The sequence below is a fragment of the Paraburkholderia sp. BL6665CI2N2 genome, assembly GCF_004366535.1.
In the GTDB taxonomy this organism is placed as follows: Bacteria; Pseudomonadota; Gammaproteobacteria; order Burkholderiales; family Burkholderiaceae; genus Paraburkholderia.
In genome coordinates, this window is sequence record NZ_SORC01000002.1 from 260,048 (window position 1) to 282,790 (window position 22,743).

Below are 22,743 nucleotides of genomic sequence, written 5' to 3' on the forward strand. Positions count from 1 at the left end.
ACAGTCATTTAAGCCGCCATGCTTGCCAGCGCGCAAACAGTTCTTTCTGGTGAGCCGCCCAGAAATTCGCGTCGAAGGTGAATTGCAGCGGCGCGTTAACCGACGCGGTCGGCAAGGCCTTCGCTTCATCAGCACTGAGGTACTTGTACATGTCGGCGTTGAAGCCCGAGTACGGCAGGCCACGTGCAATCTGTGCCAGACGCTGCGGATCGTTCCAGCAGAACTTCATGAACTGCATTGCGGCTTTTGGGTTCTGCGCCCCCTTCTGGATCGAGTAATAGCTGACCGTCTGCGAACCACCGTTCCAGACAATTGACACTGGCACATTTTCCCTCTGCAACTGGCTGATACGGCCGTTGAAAGCAGTTACATAATAGGCATCGCCGGTCGCAAGCAGTTGTACTGGCTGCTGCCCGGTAGTCCACCACACGGTAATGGCCGGCTTGATTTTGTCGAGCTTGCGGAACGCCCGGTCGATCCCGCCTGGTGCCTTCAGTGCCTCATAAACCCGGTTTACGGGTACGCCATCGGCGATGAGTGCGAATTCGAGGTTCTCCATCGGCGAGTCACGCAAAGACCTGGGACCCGGGAAATTCTTCGTGTCCCAGAAGTCGTTCCAGCCGTTGAACTTCTTGCCGGGAGGGACCTTATCCGTCCGATAAGCCAGCGCCGTTGTATAGGCAATTGCGCCGATCGCATAGGGCTGCCGGGCGATGGGCGCGAGTTTATTGTCCGGATCGACGATCTTCCAGGCGATAGGAAGCAGCCACTTGTTGTCCTGCGCAACTGGCAGTGAAGCGCCCTCGGTCGGCGAGATGTCCCACAGGACGTTTCCCGTCGTTTGCTGAACGCGTATCTGCGCGAGCGAATCCCCGGTCGATGCCTGTGTGACGTTAATACCGGTTTCCTTCATGAAGGGATCCGTGCAGACTGTTTTCAGCAAAGTGGCCCAAGCACCGCCATAGTTGGCGAGCACGAGCGATTCGGCACGTGCATGCGCGGCCACGAGGGTAAGCGTCACCAGCGCGCCGCGCATCAGCTTTGAACAGAGTGATGTCATCGACAACTCCCAATGTAAGTGAAAGAACGGATCACAGATCCGGTACGAGGGCGGCGTCGCCAGGCGAGAACGCGAGCGAAACGGTGTCACCGCGTTGCAATCGCGGCGCGCTTGCAATGCGCGGTTCACGAAAATGAATGGCAGTCCCGCTGCTGTGCCTGGCGCTGAAGTCGATGACATCACCAAGAAAGATCGCTTCGTCGAGTGTGGCATCGATGCGGACGTCGCCGTCGCGCCCCGGACGCCGCGTGAGATGCTCTGGACGCACGCTGATGAAATAGGGCACCGATCGCGTCGCTGGCCGCGCATCAGTCCATGAGATACCGAGACCTGGAATGGAGATTTGTCCGGCCGATCCCAGGTCCGCCGGAAAGAGATTCGTCTGGCCAATGAACTGCGCCACGAACCGGCTGCGAGGCTGATCGTACATGTCGAGAGGAGTTCCCACTTGAGCAATGTGCCCGTCGCGCAGCACGACGATACGATCGGACATGGCCAGCGCTTCGCGCTGATCGTGCGTGACATAGACGACCGTGCAGCCGAGTTGGTGCTGAATCGATTTGATCTCGAACTGCAACGCCTCGCGCAGCTTAAGATCAAGAGCGCCGAGCGGCTCATCCATCAGCAGCACGGGCGGTTCGAAGACAATCGCCCGCGCAATGGCGACTCGTTGCTGCTGGCCGCCCGACAATTCGCGCGGCATTCTCGCTCTGTAAGCTTCGAGTTGCACGGCATGCAGCGCACGCTTGACCCGGCCATCGATATCCTTGCGCGCGGTACCACGCATCTTAAGTGGAAACGCGACGTTTTCCGCTACGCTCATATGCGGAAACAGCGAGTAGTTCTGGAACACCATACCCAGCTCGCGGCGCTCGGGCGGCAGGTTGGTCACGGAACGGCCGCCGATGCGAATGTCGCCGGAAGATACCGGCATAAAACCCGCAAGTGCATTGAGCGCGGTGGTCTTTCCAGAGCCGCTGCTTCCCAGAATAGTGATGAATTCGCCTGATTCGACAGCCAGCGAGAAATCATGCAGCGCCGTCACCGCGCCGTACTGCTTGCTCACATGACTGAATTCGATGGTAGACCCGCTCTTCATATGTCCTTGCCCCTATAGCGATCGTCGTTGCAAGGCGGGTTCGGCGCCGAGATGGTAGTCGCCAGAACCTGCTCCGTGTAAAATGACGTGAAGTTCATTTTTAGACATAGTGTCATTAATGAACCTTACGTAGAAATTATTTTTGCGTCAAGGGCTGGTTTTCCCTATTCGCATCGAGGACAGTTATGCCGACACAAGAGCTCGCGCTGCAAGCAAACATGTCGCCTCTGGACGACATGGTCATTAAGCAAGGTGAACGGTTCGACGAATTGCTTATGGTCAGGAGCCGCGACCGGACCTCGCCCAAGCGTGAGCGAACGCGCTGCGCGGTGATGGCATGCCTGGCGAAGCAATTACTTGAAGAACCCGGTCGCCGCCCCCTGATTGAGACCATCCTGAACGACACCGGTCTTTCCCGCGGCACTTTCTACAACTATTTCACCGATATCGACGAGGCCGTCGAAGCATTACTCGTGAGTTTTTTTCGCGCGTTATGGCGTCCGCCGACGCCACGCAGCGGCAAAGGACGCGCAGCGAAAAACGAAGATGCGGTCCATGCAGCCAATCTCTGGTACTGCCGAGCATACGAGACGAACGCCGGATTGTTCGCGGCTTTCTCACACGTCTCGGCTTATACGCCTTCTCTGGTGCGAATGCGTGAAGATATGAACGCCGTCTGGGTCGATCGCGTGATAGAAGCGGTCGCGCGCGATCACGGCGTGAAATTCGACGCGTCGGTGCGGCGCGAGTTCAGAGGAGCACTGCGATTGCTGATTTCGATGTCGATGGAATCACTCCGCGAACGGCACGTGCAGCGTGACAAACTCCTTCTATCATCGTTTGGCGACGTAGAGGAATTGGCGACTGGCCTCACGGGAATCTGGAACGATGTGATCAAACGTTTCGTCGCCAAGCAGCAAGCCGATTGACTGAATTGGCGCTGTCACATTGCCGAGGTGCTCACGTAAGATGGCCCGATGATGAAATCGAAATCCCTCTATCACGGTCACCGCTTTCCGGCTGCAGTCATCAGTTGCGCGGTGCGTTGGCATTTCCGCTTTCAACTGAGCCTGCGCGACATTCAGGAGTTGTTGTTCGAACGCGGCGTGGTAGTAAGCCATGAAACCGTGCGACGCTGGTGGCGATAAGTTTGGCGCTCGCTTTGCGCATCGCGTCAAGGCCGCGCGTCGTAAGCCCGGCAGCACCTAGCATCTCGATGAGATGTTCGTGACGCTGCGCGGTGAGCCTCATCTGCTGTGGCGAGCGGTTGACGAGCATGGTGCCGAACTCGACATTCTGTTGCAGAAGCGGGGGGACGAAGCCGCTGCGAAACGCTTTTTCAAGCACGTGCTTCGGTCATGCCCCGCGCCGCGCAAGATCGTCACAGATCAATTACGAAGCTATCCGGCCGCGAAGGCCGAGATCCCCGAGTTGGTCGGCGTCAAACACCTGTTCGTCAAGGCTGCTGCACGGGTGAATAACCGGGCTGAGAATAGTCATCAACCTACCCGTGAACGCGAACGACGCATGCGGGGGTTCCGCAACCCGAAGTGAAGCGAACGCAAGCTTTTCTGTCGAGCTTCGGTCTGATTCGGCAGCACTTTGCTCTCAAACGACATCTGCTGCGCGCCTCTCTTTATCGCAAACAACTCGCCGCCCGATTCGCTGCGTGGCACGCATTCACCGAGCTCAGCCAAATTCCGTCGACCGCTTTCTGAGCAATCTACCTCTTTGGCACTGCGCCGGCTCACCACCGCCAAGTTGACAGCGCCCTTTTGCCTCGTAATATGCCTCGCCCATGAAATGACGAATAGGTCTTCGATTAGCGCAAGCTCGACGCGTTAAACTTGATCGACCTGACTGGCGATCGACTTCAGCAGCAAAAACGGAGTATCCACACATTCTGCGACGGAAGCAGTCAAGGATATTGTCTCCGGCATCAGCTTTGCCCGTTTGATGCTTCTCACGAGCGTGCGCGGATGAATGTGGAAGCGCTCCGCGACGAGCGCGGGCGACTCGCGACGCAGCATCCCCTGTGCTTCGCGGCACTGGTCATCGGTCATCGCGCGCCGACGGCCGACGTGCTTTCCGCGGGCTCTTGCCGCGGCCATGCCAGCTCGCGTGCGTTCCCCGATCAGTCTTCGCTCGAATTCAGCCAGCGCGGCCAGCATATGAAACGTGAACGAGCCTGTGGACGACGTCGTGTCGATTGATTCGCTCAGACATGTGAAGTGCATGCCCTTCTTTCCCAATCGATTCACGAGGTCAACAAGCTTTGACAACGAGCGGCCAAGTCGATCGAGGCGCCAGACGACTAATGTGTCTCCATTCTTCATTGCGCGCAGCGCGCGCTCAAGTCCGGGCCGTTTGAACTCGGCACCGGAGATCCCGTGGTCGGAATAAATCCTGTCACATGCGGCTTTTTCGAGTGCCGCAATCTGCAGGTCGAGGTTCTGGTCATCGGTAGAGACCCGTGCATATCCAATTCTCATTCTTGAGGCCGAGGCGAGGGCTACAACCTTCCTAACGAAGGCAAGATGGTCATTACTTTTGCGACGCAACGACCTTGTCGGGTGCGTGGTCGTTCCAAGGGAGTCGATTGACGGTCGGTCAAATCACCGCGTCAGCCGAGACACTGTTGTGTCGATGTGGCTTCTGACCACATGGATCGGCTATTGGTGAATCGTCGCAAGCTTGCAGACGTGAATGGTTCAGCGGCGAAGTACTGCTTCGCTCGGCGATCCGTCGTCTGGTAGTGCCGTTTGCCTCCTATGGGTGCGGTCGGCGTTGTCTTAAAGGATCTATATGGCCAGGTACGGCAGTGCCCTTCGGATACCTTTCGGCTCGATCTTTCTTTGTCTGACGCAGTTTCGTCAGGGGAAATAGTAACAAGATTCTAAGGGCTTTGGGCAAATAGGTGTCTTAACAAGATTCTTGCAATAGAAACGATACCTAATCAAGAAGACGGGACGGTTCCGGACTACCGGCACAGCGTTATCTGTGAGGCCGAGCTTCGCGAGGTTGAATTGGCCTTTGCGAATACGATGTACCAACTCAATATCTGAGAGAGTGACCGCTGCGTTCCTGAGACGTTTGAAACTGAGCATGACATTCGTCCGGGACCTTGATGTTGCGGTGGGGCTGTGTCGAGATAAGAAAATCGGGATGAGCGAGTTACGATATGAATAGGATTGCTTACGTGCTTAGCGAATTCAACTGCTCGGCTGCGGTTTTGGTGATGCCGTCATCCTGCACCTGCCCTTTGCGGATCATGTGCATCACTTCGATGCCGGTCAGGATGATGCACGCGCAGCGAAAATCCTTGAAGCCCATCATCGGTTTGATGATGCGTTTGATGGCACGATGGTCCTGCTCGATCATGTTGTTCAGATATTGCTCTGCTGGACCTTGATAGGTCTCGGTCTGTCAGCGTTGATCGCCGCGAGCGCCCCAGATTGGCGATCACTCGGGCGTGCACCGCTGGGTGATCAAGCTGGTGCCGTTGTTCGAAAAGGCGTTTCGGCGAAACAAGCGCCCGGTTGGCAAGAGTTGGAGGACGTCGCGCGCGATGTCTTCCTCGTCTGACCCATCTCGTTCCGAATTCTTGATCGAGCGCGAATTTTAGCTCAGCACCTTAGCGCGACAAAACCAGCGCTGGCGCCCGCGATCAAAACGTCCCCGGATATAACAGCTTTGCATTTGAACAAGCAGTGGCTAAAGCTCTTTTGAACCATGTCCAAAGCAAGCTGTTTGGGCCGTTATAGATAGGCGCTCATGACGAATGGCGCCCCCACGTCACTGCTCGCGTCTAGAATTTGTGGCGGATACCGGCGGTAACGAGTGTTTGCGCATTCGAACTCGACGGCGACGCGCCACTGATCGCGGCGACCGCCTGATTCCCGGTCGAATCCGTTCCAAAAGCGTTCTGATGCACCGCAATCGCGTACAGATCCGTGCGCTTCGACAGGAAGTAGTCCGCACCCACGTTGATCTGCTGGTAATGCGCACCGCTTTGCGCGCCGACGCCACTGCCCTTCGTATAGGAGTATGCAGCCGCCAGCAGAAGCGTGGGCGTCACCTGAAACTTCAGGTTCAACTCCCCGCTGTTAAACGTCGCGGTGCCGCGGTACGCCGCCTGAGCCGCGGCAAGACCCGCCACGGTAGTGGACCCGAGGTCCTTGAACTTCGTGTTGCTATACACCGCGCCGATAATGACCGCACCGAGCGCATAGGATCCGCCTGCTGCGATAACCTGCTGCGACGCAGCCGTTGCATAGCCGCTGATCACAGGACTGGCCATGTTGGGGCCAGTCCCGCTGTCGTTTGCCTTGTTGCCCCATAGCGAAAAATTCGGAGACTTCGCCTGCAAATAGCCGACGCCGAAATTGAAAGGACCATTCGCATAACCTGCCCCGAGCGACCAGATCTGATTTTGCGTAAAGCCCCCGGCTTTCCCGCCCAGGCTGTACAACCCGCCGAACGAAAAGCCCGCGTATTTGAAGCTCTGGAACTTGATGGCGTTATTGATCCGGTTACTGTTGTCGAGGTTATCGAGGTCTGCCGGATGTGCGCCATACGTGGCGCCCGACGCGGCCCAATCGTTACCCGATTCGAATGGGCCGACGAAGTTGGTCGAGCTCGCGTATTGACGGCCCAGCGTCAGAGTGCCGTATCCACCGCTCATGCCGACGAACGCCTGCCTGCCGAACTCGGTGCCGTTCTGCCCGATGGTTCCGTTGGCGATGTTGTAGCCGGCTTCCAACGTGAAGACCGTCTTCAGGCCGCCTCCGAGATCCTCGACACCCGAGAGTCCCCATCGTCCAGCGCCTTCGTTGCCGCTCGTCAGCGCATATTGGTGCGCACCCTTGGCGTTCGTGCTGTAGGTGAGGCCAGCATCGGCGATACCGTACAACGTCACACCCGACTGCGCGCACGCAGAACTGGCGACGACGAACGCGCCTAAGCCAATCAATCTTTTCACTTCTTGTCTCCTCTGTTTGTTGGAATAACGACTGGTGTTGACCTGCTTTTTCTGATGTAGCGGGTAGTTCAGCGCGCGGCCGAAGTACCCCCGGCGAATCCGGGACCGAATACGCCGTCAGCGCCCAGGCGGGCGATCTCCGATTCGTCGAAGCCCCATTGCGCAAGCGCTGCCGCTGTGCTGGCGCCGGGAGTTTCCGGCGCGGTGGGCCGTGCTGTCGGCGTGCCGCTGAACCGCGGCGCGGGCGCCGGCTGCACGATGCCGTCCACTTCGATGAACGTGCCGCGCGCGCGGTTGTGCGGATGCAGCGGGGCTTCGCCGAGCGACAGCACCGGCGCAAAGCAGGCGTCGGCGCCGGCCATTTGTGCGCACCACTCGTCGCGTGTTTTTGTCCGGAAGACGGCGCGCAGGTAGTCGCGCGCCTCGTCGTCGGTCATCTCATCCAGCGGCGGATCGAGGTCGGCGAGGCCGAGCTTCTCGATCAGCACGGCGCGGAATTTAGGTTCGATCGGCGCAATCGACACGTGGCGGTCGTCCGCGCATTGATAGACGTCCCAGTAGTACGCGCCGCCGTCGGTTACGTTGGTGCCGCGTTCGTCGTGATGCAGCCCGCACGCGTACTGACCGTAGTAGCTCGTCATCAGCGATGCGCTGCCGTCGACCATCGCGGCGTCGACCACCTGCCCCTTGCCGGATTCACGCGCCGCTATGACACCGCTCAGTACGCCGAGCGCGAGGTAAAGCGCGCCGCCGCCGTAATCGCCCGTCAACACGAGCGGCGGCGTGGGCGCTTCACCCTTGCGTCCGATGGAATGCAGCACGCCCGACAGCGAGATGTAATTGATGTCATGACCGGCAACCATCGCAAGCGGGCCGTCCTGCCCCCAGCCGGTCATGCGGCCATAGACGAGCCGGGCATTGCGCTCCAGACACGCCTGCGACCCCATGCCCAGGCGTTCCATCGTGCCCGGACGAAAGCCTTCGATCAGCGCGTCGGCGCGGTCGACCAGACGCAATGCCGCGTCGATGCCTTCCGGGCGTTTCAGATCGAGGATCACGGAACGCCGGCTTCGGTTGAGCAGGTTATATCGGTCGGGCCGCGGCGTACCGAGTCCGCTTGGCACCGGCCTGTCGATCCTGATGATGTCGGCCCCGAGGTCGGCGAGCAGCATCGCGCACATCGGTCCCGGCCCGATGCCCCCAAATTCGACGATTCGAACACCTTCTAATGGACCCACGCTGCCTCCTTTGCCTAATGGGAAAGAGCGTTCGTTAAGTAACGACGCTCACTTTTGCGATAATTTGGCGCTAACGTACCATTATCACTCACCACTGACAACCGGACTGGCCGCAATTTGAGCGATATCGATCGTTTTTCACAGCGAAAGCGCTCCAGACGCAGCTCTCGGTTCCTGTAAATCAGCTATGAAACGCGGACTGCGTGAGCAATGCGCGCTTTCTTGCTAACGCGGCGGCATAATGACGTTTTGTGGAATAAATTGACACGACCTACCAAATCGTGTCACAGTCTTTCCGGCGACAGACCGACAAGGGGAGACACTGTGAGACCGGGCAAGCAGATCAACGCCGCAGAGGCGGTGCAATTCGTCCAATCCGGCGCAACCGTCGCGCTCGCCGGCCTGATTTCTCTGGCAGTTCCCGAGGCCGTGCTGGCGGCACTCGGAGAGCGCTTTCGCACGACCGGTGCACCGAGTGGCCTGACGCTGCTGGCGCCGAATCGCCCTGGTTGGAAAGCCGAGCCGGCAACCGGGCTCGAGCATTTCGCGCAGCCGGGCATGATCAAACGCGTGATCACGTCAACCTTCAGCAAACGGGACTCTCCCCGCTTCGTCGAGATGGCGGTTAATGGCGGATTCGAGGCTTATTCGTATCCGATGGGCTGCCTCTACCGGATGATTCGCGAAACCGCGGCCGGCTCGCCGGGCTTTCTCACCCAGGTCGGTTTGAACACCTATGTGGACCCCGCCGCCCGCAGAGCCGGCACGACACGGGTGAACGATGCGACACCGGAAGCGGATTTCGTCAGCCGCATCGAAGTTGGCGGCGAGCCGTATCTGTTCTATCGCTCGATGCCGGTCGACGTGGCGATCATCCGCGGCACCGTCGCGGATCCGGACGGCAACATCAGCATGGCGGGCGAACCGGTCAGCGTCGGAATGAAATATCTGGCCATGGCTGCGCGCAACTCGGGCGGCAAGGTCATCGCCCAGGTGAAATACCTCACGGAGCGCGGTGCGCTGCATCCGCGCATGGTCGAAGTGCCGGGCATCCTGGTGGACGCGGTGGTGGTCGAACCGGGCAGCATCCAATCGCAGCTCGGTGAATACGACCCGGCGCTCTCAGGCGAATTTCGCAATCCGCATCTGCCGCTGCCGCCGCTCCCGTTCGATATCCGCAAGGTGATCACGCGCCGCGCGTTGCAGGAAATCCGGCCGGGCGACGTGGTCAACCTGGGCGTGGGCATCGGCACCGGCATTCCGTCCGTGGCGCGCGAAGAAGGCGTAGCCGGACGCATGACATTCAGCCTCGAGCATGGCGCGATCGGCGGCGTGCCCGCGATGGGAACACCCGCGAATAGCGGCGCATTCGGCGCGCACTACAACCCCGACGCGATCGTCGACTCCACCGAAATCTTCGACTTCTATCACGGCGGCGGGCTCGACGTCACCGTACTCGGATTCGCCGAAATCGATTGCCACGGCAACGTGAACGTGGGCTGGTTCGGCGGCAACCTGCGCGGACCGGGGGGCTTTCTCGACATCGCGCATCGCACCCGCACCGTGTTGTTCTGCGGGACGCTGACCGCCGGCGGCCTCGACGTCGCCATTGAGGCTCACAACGACGTGCGCGTGTCGATTGCCCGCGAGGGCCGCAACCGCAAGTTCGTCGACCATGTCGAGCAAGTGAATTTCCACGGCCCGAGCGCTGTGACAAAGGGTCAGCGCGTGCTGATCGTCACCGAGCGGGCGGTGTTCAAAGTGGGGGCGGCCGGCCTGGAACTCATCGAGATCGCTCCCGGACTCGACGCCGCACGCGACATCCGCCCTGCGGTGAGCTTCGACTTCGCGGTCAGCCCTGCATTGCGTGACATGGATCACCGCCTCTTCCGCGAGTCGCCGATTGGCCTCGCCGCATTACCCAATTAGACAAGGAGACCTGAATGCCCCACGTGACCCGAACCATCACCCGGCCCTCGCCCTCGCTGATCGAGGCCTTGTCGGCGTTGCCGCCCGCCACGCTGCATGAGGCGCAGGGCCGGCGCTACGCGCTCGACTGGCGCATCAAGCCGATCTATCCGGGCATGCGCTTTTGCGGCCCGGCGCTCACGGCGCGCTGCACACCCGGCGACAACCTGATGCTGCAAGTCGCCATCTCGCTCGCGGAACCGGGCGACGTGCTCGTGATCGACACCGGCGGCAATCCCGAGCAAGGGCCGTTCGGCGAAGTGCTGGCCACCGCGTGTGTAGCGCGCGGCATTGCCGGCCTCGTGATCAATTCCGGCGTGCGCGACGCGGCGGCGATCCAAAAGCTCGCGTTTCCGGTGTTCTCGACCGGACTCTCGGTCAAGGGGACCGTGAAGGAAACGCTCGGTGACGTCAACTTGCCGGTCGTAGTTGGCGGTGTGAGCATTGCGCCTGGCGACGTGATCGCGGGCGATGACGACGGCGCGGTGGTCGTACCCGCCGCCGACGCCGCACGGATCGCGACGCTTTCGCGCGAACGCGAAGACAAGGAAGCGGCCTTCATGGCGCGCCTGCGCAGCGGCGAAAACGTCTTGCAGGTACTCGGCATGGACCGGGTCCTGAAAGCAAAAGGCTGCACCTGGGAATCCTGAACGTCCCCACAGCTATTTATTTATTTGAGGAGAAGAAAAGTGGGTAGCACCCTTGTCAAACGTATCCTTGAGCGCGGCTGGGACCGTGTCGACACCGGCGGCAAACATTCCGGCCTGCTCAACGCGATGTACACCGCCGGCTTGACCGCGTGGTTCCACGAGAAGATCGGCGAAGTGCTCGCTAGTCCTGTCATTACGCATCCGAACATCGCCGACAGTTCGTCGCGTATCCGTCCGCTGATTCTCGCGGGCAAGGTGGCTGAGGCGAAACACGCGAACGAAATCTTCCACCGTGAGCGCGTCGCGGCCGGTGGCGTCACCCAGCACACGACGGCCAAAAGCACGCACGGCTGGGTGTTCGCCGACACCGCCTACATGGTCGCGCCGTCACAAGCGATCATCGGCAATCACGACTTTGCGATCGGCGAACTGAAGGGCTTTCATACGATGCTCGCGCAGGAAGATGGCCTGCTGCGTCACGTGTTCAACGCGTCGGTGCCGGTCGAGGAGACCTATATCGGCATCGACCTGTGGATCGACGGCACCGCGTGGGGACGCGCGAGCGGCTGGTGGCTCGCCGGCGTGGTGGATAGTCTGGAGGCGATTCCGGAGGCGGAATGGGACCGCGAGCTGGTCGCCATGTACGAGAAAACCGTGGCGCGCGCGACCGAATGCCAGGATGGCGGGCTGTGGCACGCGACCATCGACGACCCCTATTCGCTGATCGACACCAGCGCGACCGTGATGATCGCGTATGCGCTGAACAAGGGTTATCAGCTCGGACTCGGCGGCGAAGCGGCGGAACGCGCCAGCTTCACCGCACTCGAAGCAGTGCTGTGTCAGCATTTCGATTGGCGCACGTCGATTCTGCGCCACCAGCAGTTCGGTCCGATGGTCGTCAACATTCCGAGCCCGAATCCGCGTTACCTGGACGCGGGCAACGCCTACGGCCAGGGCTTTCTCGCCGCTCTGTTCGCCCTTGCGTCCGACGGCGTGCGCGTGCGCGACCTCGGAGCCCGCTCGTTGCAGCGCGTCGGCTGAAAACCAACGGACATCATAAGAGAGACATGACGATGGACTTTTCGATCACCGACGATCAGGTCGCGATTCTCGACACGACAAAGCGCTTCGCGACCCAGCGGATTCGCCCGAAGGTACGCGAATACGATCGTGACGAGCGCTTCCCGCTCGACCTGTATGCGGAAATGGCAAGCCTCGGCCTGACCGGCGGCGTGATTCCCGAGGAATACGGTGGCGCCGGCATGGACCACCAGACGTATGCGCTCGTCATCATGCAGCTCGCCGAAGTCTGCCAGGCAATGGCCGGCGCCGCGAGCTGGGCGAGCGGCGTGGGGGGCGTCAGCGTGCTGCGCTTCGGCACCGAGGAACAGAAGCAGAAGTATCTGGTGCCGCTGGCGCGCGGCGAAGGACCCGTCGCCTTCGCCCTCACCGAAACACATACCGGTTCGGACGTGGCGTCGATGCGCACGCGCGCCGTGCGTGACGGCGACCACTACGTCCTGAACGGCAACAAGGTATGGATCTCGATGATCGGCTCGTGCCGCTGGATCCTGACCTTCGCGACGCTCGATCCGGCCCTCGGGCGCAAAGGCATCACCGCCTTTCTGCTCGAACCCGACTGGCCCGGCATCGAGCGCAACATGTTCAAGAACAAGGTTGGTTTCCGGCCGATGGAAACCGGCGAGCTCGTGTTGCAGGACGTACGCGTGCCCGTCGCGAATCGTCTCGGCGCCGAAGGCGAAGGCTTCCGCATCGCGATGTCTTCGGTGGAGAACGGCCGGCTCGGCGTCGCCGCGCGCGCGGTCGGCATGATCAAGGCCTGCCTTGACATGTCGATCGACTACGCACAGACCCGCACGACCTTCGGCGAACCGCTAGGACGCCGTCAGCTCGTCCAGTCCAAGATCACCGACATGAAGGTGGCGTACGAAACCGCCCGGCTGCTGGTCATGCAAACGGCGTACAAGAAGGATCAGGGCGATCGCGCGCGGCTGGATGCGTCGATGGCGAAGATGTACGCAAGCGACGCGCTGATGCGTGTCGCGGAAGACGCGATGCAGATCCACGGCGCTTATGGCTGTTCCGACGAGTACGAAATCGGCCGGTACTGGCGCGACGCGAAATTCATGCAGACGATCGAAGGCGCCAACGAAATACACCGCACATTGATCGCCGAATATCTGCTCGGCTATCGGTGAGATCGAGCGGCACGGACGCAAAGAAAAAACGGCTTGCCCGCGCAAGCCGTTTGTTTGTCCCCGGTGCATGGGGACCTGCGCGGCGCGCAGACCGCCGCAATTGGGCGAATCTCTGCGCGTAACCGCGCTACATCTGAGCGCCCGTACCGGTCGCCGCAGCGGCGGCCGCGGCGGATCCGTGGGCGCCCCCCCGCTCCTCGCGGCTCGACTGCGGGGCTGTCGCGCCCCTGGTATCGGCTATCTGCACGAAGATGCCGCGCCGTTCGAGGTCGCGTCGCTCCTCTTCGGCGAGGCCCGAGTCGGTGATCACCTCTTCGAATTCGGTAAGCGGAGCCACTTCGCAGAAACCCGGGCCACCGAACTTCCACGAGTCGATCAGCAGAATTCGCGTGCGCACCGCACCCATCAGCAAGCGCTTCGCGCTCGCGCTCTCGATGCGGCTGTCGGTCAGCACGCCACTGCTGGCGCTTTGCGCACCGATCAGCGCGACGTCCGCGTGCAGACGGCTCAGAAAGCTGTCGCCGGGTTCACCGCTCAATACATACGTGCCGGAGCGGCGCGTACCACCGGGCACGATCAGGCGCACGCCTTCCGACTGCGAAAGCAGATCCGCGATCTTGAGGTTGTTGGTGACCGCCGTGATGCGCAGCTTCGTCGCGACAATGACGCGCGCCGCTTCGAGCACCGTGGTGCTGCTGTCGAAAATCACGCTGTCGCCTTCCCGGATACGCGCCGCCGCCATCCTGCCGATCGCTTCCTTCACCGCACGCATTTCGCCGGTGGGCGACGGCGGACCGTCCTCCTCGATCGGTCCGAGCGGACGAGCCCGCAGCATGGCGCCGCCGTGCGTGCGCGATACGAGGCCGTTGCGCACCAGTTCGTCGAGATCGCGCCGCACTGTCGAGAACGACGCACCAAGGCGCTCGGCCAGTTGATGAAGCGCTGCTACGCCCTGCTCGGCAAGCACGTCGAGAATGAACGATTGGCGCTGTTCTGGCAGCAGCTTTTCGCTCCGCGTTTTAGGGGGAGTTGCCAGTGACATGTCCTCTCCAGATTGAGAATTTAATAGCGATTGGTCGCAATATCATTCAAAATGTACCATGATGTCTCACCCATGTCTCTAGGCCGATGCCGTGAATCCCCAATCTTTCTCCGACGATCCCGCCACGCGCGGCCTCTACGTAACATTTAAGGCCGGCTGGAACCCCCTTGCGACGTTTCTCGCCACGCCGGAGGGGCAGCACTGGACCTACACGGACCTTGACCAGATCACGGCAGTCTGCGGCCGGCGTCTCGCTGCGCTCGGAATTGGGCACGGCGCGCGCGTCGTGGCGCTGCTCGAACGCTCGCCGTGGAACCTGTTTCTGTATCTCAGCTGTCTGCGCGCCGGTATCGTCTTCGTGCCGCTCAGCCCCCAACTGACGCCCGCGGAAATGGCGCCCGTGCTGGCCGATGTGGAGCCGGCGCTGGTCGTGTGCAGTCCGGCACTGCTGGCTCGCGTCCGTGAGCCGGCCGAAGCAGCGGGCACACCGGTGTTGACGCTCGATGCCGATGGTAGCGGCGGTCTCTGCGCCGGCGCGCAAGCCGACACGCAGCCCGACGCCGACGTCAAAGCGGACGATATCGCCGCGATCATGTTCACGTCCGGCACGACTGGCCGTCCGAAAGGCGCGGTGATGCCGCACGGCCACCTCGCGATGAAAGCCCGATCGCTTGTCGAAGGTCTCGGGTGGCGCAGCGGCGACACGCTGCTGCACGCGATGCCGCTGCACCATGCGCACGGCCTGTTCATGACCACGCACTGCGTGCTGACAGTAGGCGCATCGATTCTCCTCGCGCCGCGTTTCGATGCCGCCGAGACAGTCGCGTTGTTGCCGTCCGCCACGGTCTTTTCCGGGGTGCCGACGATGTATAGCCGCATGGCGTCGGTAGCTGGCTTGCGCCAGCGCAGCCGCAACATCCGCGTATTCGTGTGCGCGTCCGCGCCGCTGCCGCCCGAGGTATTCCAACGCTTCGAACAAGCCTCCGGGCATCAGCTGCTGGAATGCTGGGGCATGTCCGAAACGATGACCAACACCGCCAACCCGCTCGATGGTCCGCGGCGGCCCGGTTCGGCGGGCAAGTTGTTGCCGGCCGTCGAGATCCGCGTTACGGACGCTGACGGCCGCGGCTTGCCGCCAGGCCACGCCGGCTTGCTGGAAATCCGCAGCGCGACGCGCTTTGGCGGCTATTGGCGTCGCTCCGAGTCCGAGCAGCCGCGCTTTCGCGATGGTTTTTTCGTCACGGGAGACATCGGCAGCTTCGATGCGGACGGCTATCTGACCATCGTCGGGCGCACCAGCGACGTGATCATTAGCGGCGGCAACAACGTCTATCCGCGCGAAGTGGAACTCGCGCTGGAACAGTTGGCAGGCGTTTCGAAGGCGGCTGTCTTCGGCTTGCCGCATCCGGACTTCGGCGAAGCGGTCGCGGCGGCGATAGAACCGGCGGCAAGCACGGAACTCGACCAGTCAGCCCTGGATGTCATGCTGCTCGCGCTGCGAGAACGGCTTTCGGGCTACAAGGTGCCGAAAGCGCTGTTCGTGGTGGACGGCCTGCCGCTAACCGCGCTCGGCAAGATCCAGCGAAGCGTATTGAAGACCCGTTTCGCCGATCATTTCAGCCTGGCAGACTGAGCAGCCAGGAAGCGCAGGGGCCATACCGCGGCAACGGCACAGCCCCTTGCCGACACGCGCGAGCGACGCACGCTCGCGCCTGCCGACTCAACCCAGCGCGGCAGTCAGCTGCGGCACGATCTCAAACAGATCGCCAACGATCCCGAAATCGGCCACGCCGAAAATCGGCGCCTCGGCGTCCTTGTTGATCGCCACGATGACCTTCGAATCCTTCATCCCGGCCAGGTGCTGGATCGCACCCGAAATGCCGACAGCGACATAGAGTTGCGGCGCGACGATCTTTCCCGTCTGGCCCACCTGCCAGTCGTTCGGTGCGAAGCCGGCGTCCACTGCGGCACGGGAGGCACCCATTGCTGCGCCAAGCCGGTCGGCAAGCGGTTCGAGAATCGCAAAATTGTCGGCGGAGCCCAGCCCGCGCCCGCCCGACACGATCGCGCTTGCGGCCGTCAGTTCCGGGCGTGCCGACTTCACCAACTGCCGCGACACGACCTTCGCGCGCGCATGCGCGGCAACCGGTTCGACCCGTTCTATCGTCGCCTCGCCGCTCGTCACGCCCGCGGCCTCGAAAGCCGTGGTCCGCACCGTGAGCACCTTGACCGCATCGGTCGAGCGCACGGTGGCGATCACATTGCCGGCGTACATCGGCCGTTCGAATGTGTCGGGCGCAATCACCTTGATGATGTCCGAGACCTGCGCGACGTCGAGTCGCGCCGCCACCCGCGGCAAAATGTTTTTCCCGTACGCGGTGGCCGGCGCGAGGACGTGGCTATGCCCGACAGCCGCCGCGAGCGCCAGCGCCTGAGCGGCGACGTTTTCGGCGAGGCCGTCGGCAAACTGCGGTGCATCGGCCACCCTGACGCGGGCCACGCCGACGATTCGCGCCGCCGCGCGCGCTACCGCATCGCACTGATGTCCGGCGACCAGCACTTCCACTTCGCCGCCGCACTGCAAGGCAGCGGTGACGGCGTGGAGGGTGGCCGGTTTCAACGCCGCGTTGTCGTGTTCCGCAATGACTAAAACCGTCACGTTCTGATTCCTGATCGAAAAGGGATAAATAGCGAGTGCACGAGCGCTTTTACTGAATGGCCTTCGCTTCGTCACGCAACTTGCGGACCAGCGTGGCCACGTCGGGAACGACGATGCCGGGCGCTCGCCGCGGCGGCTCGGAGACCTTCAGGGTCTGCACGCGCGGGGCCAGGTCGAGCCCCAGGGTCTGCGCATCCATCACCTCGAGCGGCTTTTTCTTCGCCTTCATGATGTTCGGCAGCGTGATGTAACGCGGCTCGTTCAGACGCAGGTCGCTCGTCACGATCGCCGGCAATTCGAGTTCGATTGTTTCGAGACCGCCGTCCACTTCGCGCGTCACCTGCATGCAGACGCCGTCGACGCTCATGTTCGACGCGAAGGTCGCTTGCGGCCAGTCGAGCAATGCCGCGAGCATTTGTCCGGTCTGGTTGCAGTCGTCGTCGATCGCCTGCTTGCCCAGAATCACCAGTTGCGGGGCTTCATGCCGCACCAGCGCGCCGAGAATCTTCGCCACCGCCAGCGGTTGCAGATGCGCGTCAGACTCGACCAGCACCGCACGGTCAGCGCCGATCGCCAGCGCGCTGCGCAGTGTCTCCTGGCATGCCTTCGGCCCGCACGACACCGCGATCACTTCATCAGCCTGACCGGACTCCTTCAGACGCACCGCGGCCTCGACGGCGATCTCGTCGAATGGGTTCATCGCCATCTTGATGTTGGCGACGTCCACGTCCGAACCGTCGGTCTTAACGCGTACCTTGATGTTGTGATCGACCACGCGCTTGACGGCCACCAGTATCTTCATTTGTCTGCATCCTGTTCAAGTGAGAAATCCCGTTGAAATCCATGGCACGGCGGCGATCACGATCAGCGCCGCCAGCAATGCGCCCAAATACGGCCAGATGCGCCGCAACGCGAGCCCCGGATTGACCTTGCCGATCGCGCACGCGGCGTAGAAGCCGACGCCGAACGGCGGCGAGAACAGGCCGAGCCCCATCGCGAAGATCACGACCATCGCGTAGTGCACTTCGTTGATGCCGACGATGCGGGCAATCGGAAACAGCAGCGGGCCGAATAGCACGATCGCCGGAATACCTTCCAGAAAACTGCCGAGCACGATGAACGCGATCACCGACACCGCCATGAAGCCCACACTGCCGCCGGGCAGCGTCGTCATCAGATGCGCTAGCTGGTGCGAAAAGCCGGATTGCGTCAGAGCCCAGGCCATCGCCGTCGCGCTGCCGATGATGATCAGGATCGCGCCCGACAGCGACGCGGTCTCGACGAGGATCGGATAAAAGCGTTTCCAGTCGAAACGGCGATAGATCAGCAGACCGACGATGAACGTATAGGCCACGCCGATCGTGGAGACCTCCGTCGCGGTCGCGGCGCCCTCCACTACCGCGGCGCGGATCACGAACGGCAACGCGAGCGCCGGCACGGCGCAAACGAACGCCTTGGCGATCTCGGCCTTCGACGCCCTGACGACGTTGGCCAGATTTTCGCGCCGGCTCTTGAACGCGACGACCACCGCCATTGCAATGGCGCCCACCATCGCCGGCATGAAGCCGCCGGTAAAGAGCGACGCAATGGACACGCCGGTCACCGACCCGATCGCGATCAGCACGAGGCTCGGCGGAATCGTCTCCGACATCGCCGCGGATGCGCTCAGCATCGCGACCAGGTCGCCTTCGTCGGCGCCGCGCTTTTTCATTTCGGGGAAAAGCGCCGGCGCGACCGCCGCCATGTCGGCGACTTTCGAACCGGAAATGCCCGACACGAGATAGATTGCGCCAAGCAGCACATACGAGAGGCCGCCGCGCAGGTGGCCGACCAGCGTCGCGAGAAACCGGATCATCGCGGCCGACATGCCCATTGCCTCGATCAGCGCGCCCAGCAGGACGAACAGCGGCACCGCGAGCAACATCAGATTAGACATTCCTTCGTCCATCCGGCTGATCACGATGACCAGGGGGGCCGCCGTCATGCTGACGAGGTAGCTGACGGTGGAGACGCCGAACGCCGTCATGATCGGTACACCGATGGCGACGAGCGCGGCCACCCCAACGACGAAGAACAGCACCAGGCTGAGGTTGCCGAGTTGCATCAAGACCGGCTTGCCGACATGCAACAGCACGGCGGCAACGCCCACGATCGCGACCGACATCAGGATGTCCTTCAGGCGGCCCGTCTCGAGCAGCCGCGACACCACCAGCGCCAGCATCAGGATCGTCGCGACCAGAACCGCTGCAAGCCGGAACGAGGTGGGGATGTTGAGCGCGGGATTGATGACGATCCATTGCTCCTGCACGTATTCCCATGCGGGCGCGATCAGCGACACGAGAAAGGCCGCCACCACCACATTGCCGAACGTCTCGAGGAAACGGCGCACTCCGGGCGGCATCGCGTGCAACAGTGTCGTCAGCCTCATGTGCTCGCCGCGGCGCAGGGCGATCACGGCTCCGAACATCGCGAGCCACAGGAACAACAGCGAAGCGAGTTCGTCACCCCAGATCAGCGAGTCGTCCAGCACATAGCGAAAGAAGACGTTGGCCAGCAGCAGAAAGACCTCGATCACCACCAGCGCCGCCGCCGGAAGCTCCGTGATCCACTTGATACAGGTTTCCAGGCGCCGGCCGATCTTGGTCGCCATGCGCGGCGTCGGCCCTGGATCGAGCGCGTCGCCGCGCGTGGAATGCAGCAGGGAGTTCATCGCGATTCCTCTTGTCGGTACTCAGGCCAGCTTGCCGGTGTATTTTTCAAGCACGGCCCACGCTTCGTCTCCAAATCGCTTGTGCCAGTCGGCGTAGAAGCCCGACTTCTGCGCCACTGCGCGGAAAGGTTCGCGATCCGGCCGGTTGAACTTGAGGCCTTCGGTTGTTAGCTGTTTTTGAAGTTCCACGTTCAGCCTGGCGAGGTCGGCGCGCTGTGCCACTCCTGCCGCGTTGAGGTGGCGCGACACGATCGCCTGCACGTCCTTGGGTAGCCGCGCCCACATCTGCGCGTTGCCGATGAACCAGTAGCCGTCCCACATGTGCGCGGTCAGCGAACAGAACTTCTGCACTTCGTACATGCGCAGGTTCTGGATCAACGACAGCGGATTCTCGTGACCGTCGACCACCCGCGTTTGCAGCGCCGAATACGCTTCGCTCAGGTTGATGCTGGTCGGCGATGCGCCCAGACTCTTGAATAGCGTGACGTACATCGGGCTTACCGGCACGCGGATTTTGAAACCCTTCAGATCGGCGGGCGTCACGATCGGCTTGGTCGACGACGTGATATGCCGGAAGCCGTTATCCCAGCACGTGTCCATCACTACGAGCCCGGCTTTGGAAATTGCTGCGCGGATCATCTGGCCGAGATCGCCGTCGAGCGCCGACCACAGTTGATCGTAGTCCTTGAACGCGAACCCGAGGCCGCTGATGCCGGCCAGCGGCACGAGCGGCGACAGCAGGCCGCCGCCTTGCGACGTGAAGTCCAGTGCGCCGGCCCGCACCTGCGAGATCATGTCGGAATCACTGCCCATCTGCGAATTCGGGAAGATCTGCAAATCGACGCGGCCGTTGGTGTCGCTGCGAATCGCGTCTGCCGCCTGCTTCGCGCGAATATTCGTCGGATGCGAATCCGTCATGTTGTTGCCGTACTTCAGCGTGAATTCCGCCGGCTGCGCGTTCGCGACGCGCGGCAACAAGGTTGTGGTCGCGGCTGTCGCCGACAGCGCTCCGACCGTCTGCATGAATCTGCGGCGTGAAACCTTCTGCATGTCTCCTCCTTGAATTTTTGAATGCGGCTGTCCGTCGCCGCGCCGACGACGAGCTTTTACCGCCCAGCGAGGATCATCGCGGCGGCTTTCTCCGCGATCATCAATACGGTTGCGTTGGTGTTCGTCGACGTGACGTTCGGCATGATCGACGCGTCGACCACGCGCAAGCGATCGATGCCTCGCACGCGCAATTGCGCATCGACCACCGCGGCGTCGCCTGCGCCCATCGCGCAGGTGCCGGCCGGGTGGAACACCGTCGAGCCGTTGCTCCTCGCATAGCGGATCAGTGCTTCGTCGTCCGCGTATCTGGAGCCCGGGATCGATTCGGTGACGACGTAGCGGGCGAGCGGTTCGTGCGAGAACAACTCGCGGCCGAATTTCAGACCTTCGGCAATCACGGCGGCATCGAACGGATCAGCCAGATAAGCCGGGTCGATTTCCGGCGCGACGGCAATGTCCGCGCTGCGGATACGCACATGACCGCGGCTCTTCGGACGCATTTGCCAGCAGCCGATCGTCACGCCCGGCGTCTCTTCCAGTTCGCCGATGCGCCCGTGCTTGAAGCTGCCGCCGGCCATCACGTACTGCACGTCGGTGCGCTGCGAATACTTGCTGCGATAAAACGCGCCGACTGACGACGCGCTATAGGTCAACAAGCCTTTGCCGCGCAGCAGGTAATTCATCACTTCGCCGGCGAGCCGCAAGCCGCGGCCGCGCTGGTTGGCGGTTACGGTGTCCTTGACGGCGTAACCGAGGCGGACAATATAGTGGTCCTGCAAGTTGTTGCCGACCCCTTTCAGCAGGTGCGCCGGCCTGATGCCGTGCTCTTCCAGCACCTCGGCCGGACCCACTCCCGAAACCTGGAGGATCTGCGGCGAACCGATCGCACCGGCCGACAGGATGACTTCGCGCCGCGCATAGCACTCCTCGATCGCGCCGTTGTCACGCCGCACCGCGACGCCCTGGCAGACCTTGTCGGTAATCAACAGGCGGCTCACCTGCGCGCGCGTCAGCACCGTGAGGTTGGTTCGACCGCGGGCCGGCCGCAGGTAGCCGCGCGCCGCGCTCGAACGCCGCCGGCCATCGCGGGTTTGCTGGTAGTACCAGATCGACGCGTGCGTGTGCGACTCGTTTGGATCCTCCCTATATTCCAGGCCGGCTATCTGCCCCGCCTTCACCGCCGCGTCGCAGATCGGCGGAGGCTCGGGGGTCCGCGTTACCCGCACCGGACCCTCGGTGCCACGCAACGGCGACGGCTTGCCCGTCCAGGTTTCGGACTTCCGGTAATACGGCAGCACCTGGTCGTAGCGCCACGAGTCATCGCTTCGCGCCGCCCATTCGTCGAGGTCTTCCCTGAACGGGCGCACGTAGAGGAGCCCATTGATCGAGCTCGACCCGCCCAATACCCGGCCGCGCGGAAACATGATCTCGCGCGACCCGGTATGCGGGCTGCCCGCGGTGCGGTAACGCCAAGTGATGTCTTTATGGTCCATCAGGCGGATGAAGCCGGCCGGCACGTGAATCATTGGATGCGAATCCTGGCCACCCGCTTCGATCAGCAATACCGAAACAGCGGAGTCAGCCGACAGGCGGTTTGCCAGCACGCAGCCTGCCGTGCCCGCGCCGATCACGATGTAGTCGAAGGTTTGCGGGCTCATCGCGCCGCCTTGCTGTAGGTGGGTGCGCAAACGGTGGAGCGGAAGATTGCGCACTGGCGAAGGGGCAGGATTCGCGAAGCGAATGGTCGGCGAATCGTGCCATCAACGGCGTGCAGCCGTGCGCCGGGGACTTGCATTGGCGGTCTCCTATATGTGACCCGGGTGATACCGGTTATGGTAGATTATGACTCATATCGATCAATCTATCACCAGTTTCGCTCATAAACAATAAAAACATTCCACGATTTTCCGCGCTTTCATGTTGCCGGATCGCCCCTTCAGCCATCACCGCGACAGAGAAAGGCAATAGGCAGTGAGACAACCCCGGATACACAAGGCATTTCCCGCCTGTCGCTCCTCGATGGAAGTTTATGGAATATGTTGACAATTATGTTGATGCGATGTCACA

At 61.9% G+C, this 22,743-nt stretch carries 17 protein-coding genes and 3 pseudogenes; 8 read left to right on the forward strand and 12 right to left on the reverse strand.

Going from position 1 to position 22,743, the window contains the following annotated elements; translation table 11 throughout:
- Window positions 1-4 precede the first annotated feature (4 nt).
- The gene (locus B0G81_RS38870; protein ID WP_134143475.1) at window positions 5-1,060 is read right to left on the reverse strand and encodes an ABC transporter substrate-binding protein; all 1,056 of its coding nucleotides are present in this window, start codon (window positions 1,058-1,060) and stop codon (window positions 5-7) included.
- 31 nt (window positions 1,061-1,091) lie between these two features.
- Window positions 1,092-2,105 (reverse strand): ABC transporter ATP-binding protein, encoded by a 1,014-nt coding sequence (locus B0G81_RS38875; protein ID WP_208328630.1) that lies wholly within the window; start codon window positions 2,103-2,105, stop codon window positions 1,092-1,094.
- A 239-nt stretch (window positions 2,106-2,344) separates the two neighbouring features.
- Between B0G81_RS38875 and B0G81_RS38880 the strand changes: the two genes are divergently transcribed.
- Together B0G81_RS38880 and B0G81_RS38885 are read left to right on the forward strand one after the other, a co-directional pair.
- Entirely contained in the window at window positions 2,345-3,088 is a 744-nt protein-coding gene (locus B0G81_RS38880) for a TetR/AcrR family transcriptional regulator (protein WP_134143477.1), read from the forward strand.
- Between the two features lie 51 nt (window positions 3,089-3,139).
- Window positions 3,140-3,877 (forward strand): annotated as a pseudogene (locus tag B0G81_RS38885) (IS6 family transposase).
- A 123-nt stretch (window positions 3,878-4,000) separates the two neighbouring features.
- Here the strand turns inward: B0G81_RS38885 and B0G81_RS38890 are convergent.
- The gene (locus tag B0G81_RS38890; protein ID WP_134143478.1) at window positions 4,001-4,651 is read right to left on the reverse strand and encodes a recombinase family protein; all 651 of its coding nucleotides are present in this window, start codon (window positions 4,649-4,651) and stop codon (window positions 4,001-4,003) included.
- Window positions 4,652-5,354: 703 nt separating this feature from the next.
- Window positions 5,355-5,608, reverse strand: a pseudogene (locus B0G81_RS38900) (DDE-type integrase/transposase/recombinase); the annotation flags it as partial.
- 5 nt (window positions 5,609-5,613) lie between these two features.
- Between B0G81_RS38900 and B0G81_RS38905 the strand changes: the two are divergent.
- A pseudogene (locus B0G81_RS38905) lies at window positions 5,614-5,715 on the forward strand (IS6 family transposase); the annotation flags it as partial.
- A 252-nt stretch (window positions 5,716-5,967) separates the two neighbouring features.
- Here B0G81_RS38905 and B0G81_RS38910 read toward each other — a convergent pair.
- Together B0G81_RS38910 and B0G81_RS38915 are read right to left on the reverse strand one after the other, a co-directional pair.
- Window positions 5,968-7,140 carry a porin gene (locus B0G81_RS38910; protein WP_134143479.1) on the reverse strand — a complete coding sequence of 391 codons (1,173 nt, stop codon included), beginning with the start codon at window positions 7,138-7,140 and terminating at the stop codon, window positions 5,968-5,970.
- 68 nt (window positions 7,141-7,208) lie between these two features.
- The gene (locus B0G81_RS38915) at window positions 7,209-8,378 is read right to left on the reverse strand and encodes a CaiB/BaiF CoA-transferase family protein (RefSeq protein WP_134143480.1); all 1,170 of its coding nucleotides are present in this window, start codon (window positions 8,376-8,378) and stop codon (window positions 7,209-7,211) included.
- Between the two features lie 324 nt (window positions 8,379-8,702).
- Between B0G81_RS38915 and B0G81_RS38920 the strand changes: the two genes are divergently transcribed.
- Genes B0G81_RS38920 through B0G81_RS38935 form a run of 4 tightly spaced genes read left to right on the forward strand, consistent with a single transcriptional unit; the run spans window position 8,703 to window position 13,215 of the window.
- Window positions 8,703-10,307, forward strand: coding sequence for a CoA-transferase (locus B0G81_RS38920; RefSeq protein ID WP_166679179.1), 1,605 nt, complete (start codon window positions 8,703-8,705; stop codon window positions 10,305-10,307).
- A 14-nt stretch (window positions 10,308-10,321) separates the two neighbouring features.
- Window positions 10,322-10,996 carry a 4-carboxy-4-hydroxy-2-oxoadipate aldolase/oxaloacetate decarboxylase gene (locus B0G81_RS38925; RefSeq protein WP_134143482.1) on the forward strand — a complete coding sequence of 225 codons (675 nt, stop codon included), beginning with the start codon at window positions 10,322-10,324 and terminating at the stop codon, window positions 10,994-10,996.
- A gap of 39 nt (window positions 10,997-11,035) precedes the next feature.
- The gene (locus tag B0G81_RS38930) at window positions 11,036-12,037 is read left to right on the forward strand and encodes a glycoside hydrolase family 88 protein (RefSeq protein WP_134143483.1); all 1,002 of its coding nucleotides are present in this window, start codon (window positions 11,036-11,038) and stop codon (window positions 12,035-12,037) included.
- Between the two features lie 26 nt (window positions 12,038-12,063).
- Window positions 12,064-13,215, forward strand: a complete 1,152-nt coding sequence (locus tag B0G81_RS38935) for an acyl-CoA dehydrogenase family protein (RefSeq protein WP_134143484.1) — start codon at window positions 12,064-12,066, stop codon at window positions 13,213-13,215.
- Window positions 13,216-13,342: 127 nt separating this feature from the next.
- Here B0G81_RS38935 and B0G81_RS38940 read toward each other — a convergent pair whose 3' ends face one another.
- On the reverse strand, window positions 13,343-14,257 hold the full coding sequence (locus B0G81_RS38940) for a DeoR/GlpR family DNA-binding transcription regulator (RefSeq protein ID WP_134143485.1): 915 nt from the start codon (window positions 14,255-14,257) through the stop codon (window positions 13,343-13,345).
- 91 nt (window positions 14,258-14,348) lie between these two features.
- Between B0G81_RS38940 and B0G81_RS38945 the strand changes: the two genes are divergently transcribed.
- Window positions 14,349-15,890 carry an AMP-binding protein gene (locus tag B0G81_RS38945; RefSeq protein ID WP_134143487.1) on the forward strand — a complete coding sequence of 514 codons (1,542 nt, stop codon included), beginning with the start codon at window positions 14,349-14,351 and terminating at the stop codon, window positions 15,888-15,890.
- A gap of 87 nt (window positions 15,891-15,977) precedes the next feature.
- On the opposite strand, the gene B0G81_RS38950 is transcribed toward B0G81_RS38945, so the two are convergent.
- The 5 genes from B0G81_RS38950 to B0G81_RS38970 form a co-directional block, all read right to left on the reverse strand.
- The gene (locus tag B0G81_RS38950) at window positions 15,978-16,916 is read right to left on the reverse strand and encodes an FAD-binding protein (RefSeq protein WP_134143489.1); all 939 of its coding nucleotides are present in this window, start codon (window positions 16,914-16,916) and stop codon (window positions 15,978-15,980) included.
- Between the two features lie 49 nt (window positions 16,917-16,965).
- On the reverse strand, window positions 16,966-17,718 hold the full coding sequence (locus B0G81_RS38955; protein WP_134143491.1) for an electron transfer flavoprotein subunit beta/FixA family protein: 753 nt from the start codon (window positions 17,716-17,718) through the stop codon (window positions 16,966-16,968).
- 15 nt (window positions 17,719-17,733) lie between these two features.
- Window positions 17,734-19,566 (reverse strand): TRAP transporter large permease subunit, encoded by a 1,833-nt coding sequence (locus B0G81_RS38960; protein ID WP_208328644.1) that lies wholly within the window; start codon window positions 19,564-19,566, stop codon window positions 17,734-17,736.
- Between the two features lie 81 nt (window positions 19,567-19,647).
- The gene (locus B0G81_RS38965) at window positions 19,648-20,676 is read right to left on the reverse strand and encodes a TRAP transporter substrate-binding protein (RefSeq protein ID WP_134143495.1); all 1,029 of its coding nucleotides are present in this window, start codon (window positions 20,674-20,676) and stop codon (window positions 19,648-19,650) included.
- A gap of 56 nt (window positions 20,677-20,732) precedes the next feature.
- Entirely contained in the window at window positions 20,733-22,334 is a 1,602-nt protein-coding gene (locus tag B0G81_RS38970) for a GMC family oxidoreductase N-terminal domain-containing protein (protein WP_134143497.1), read from the reverse strand.
- Between the last annotated feature and the right edge of the window lie 409 nt (window positions 22,335-22,743).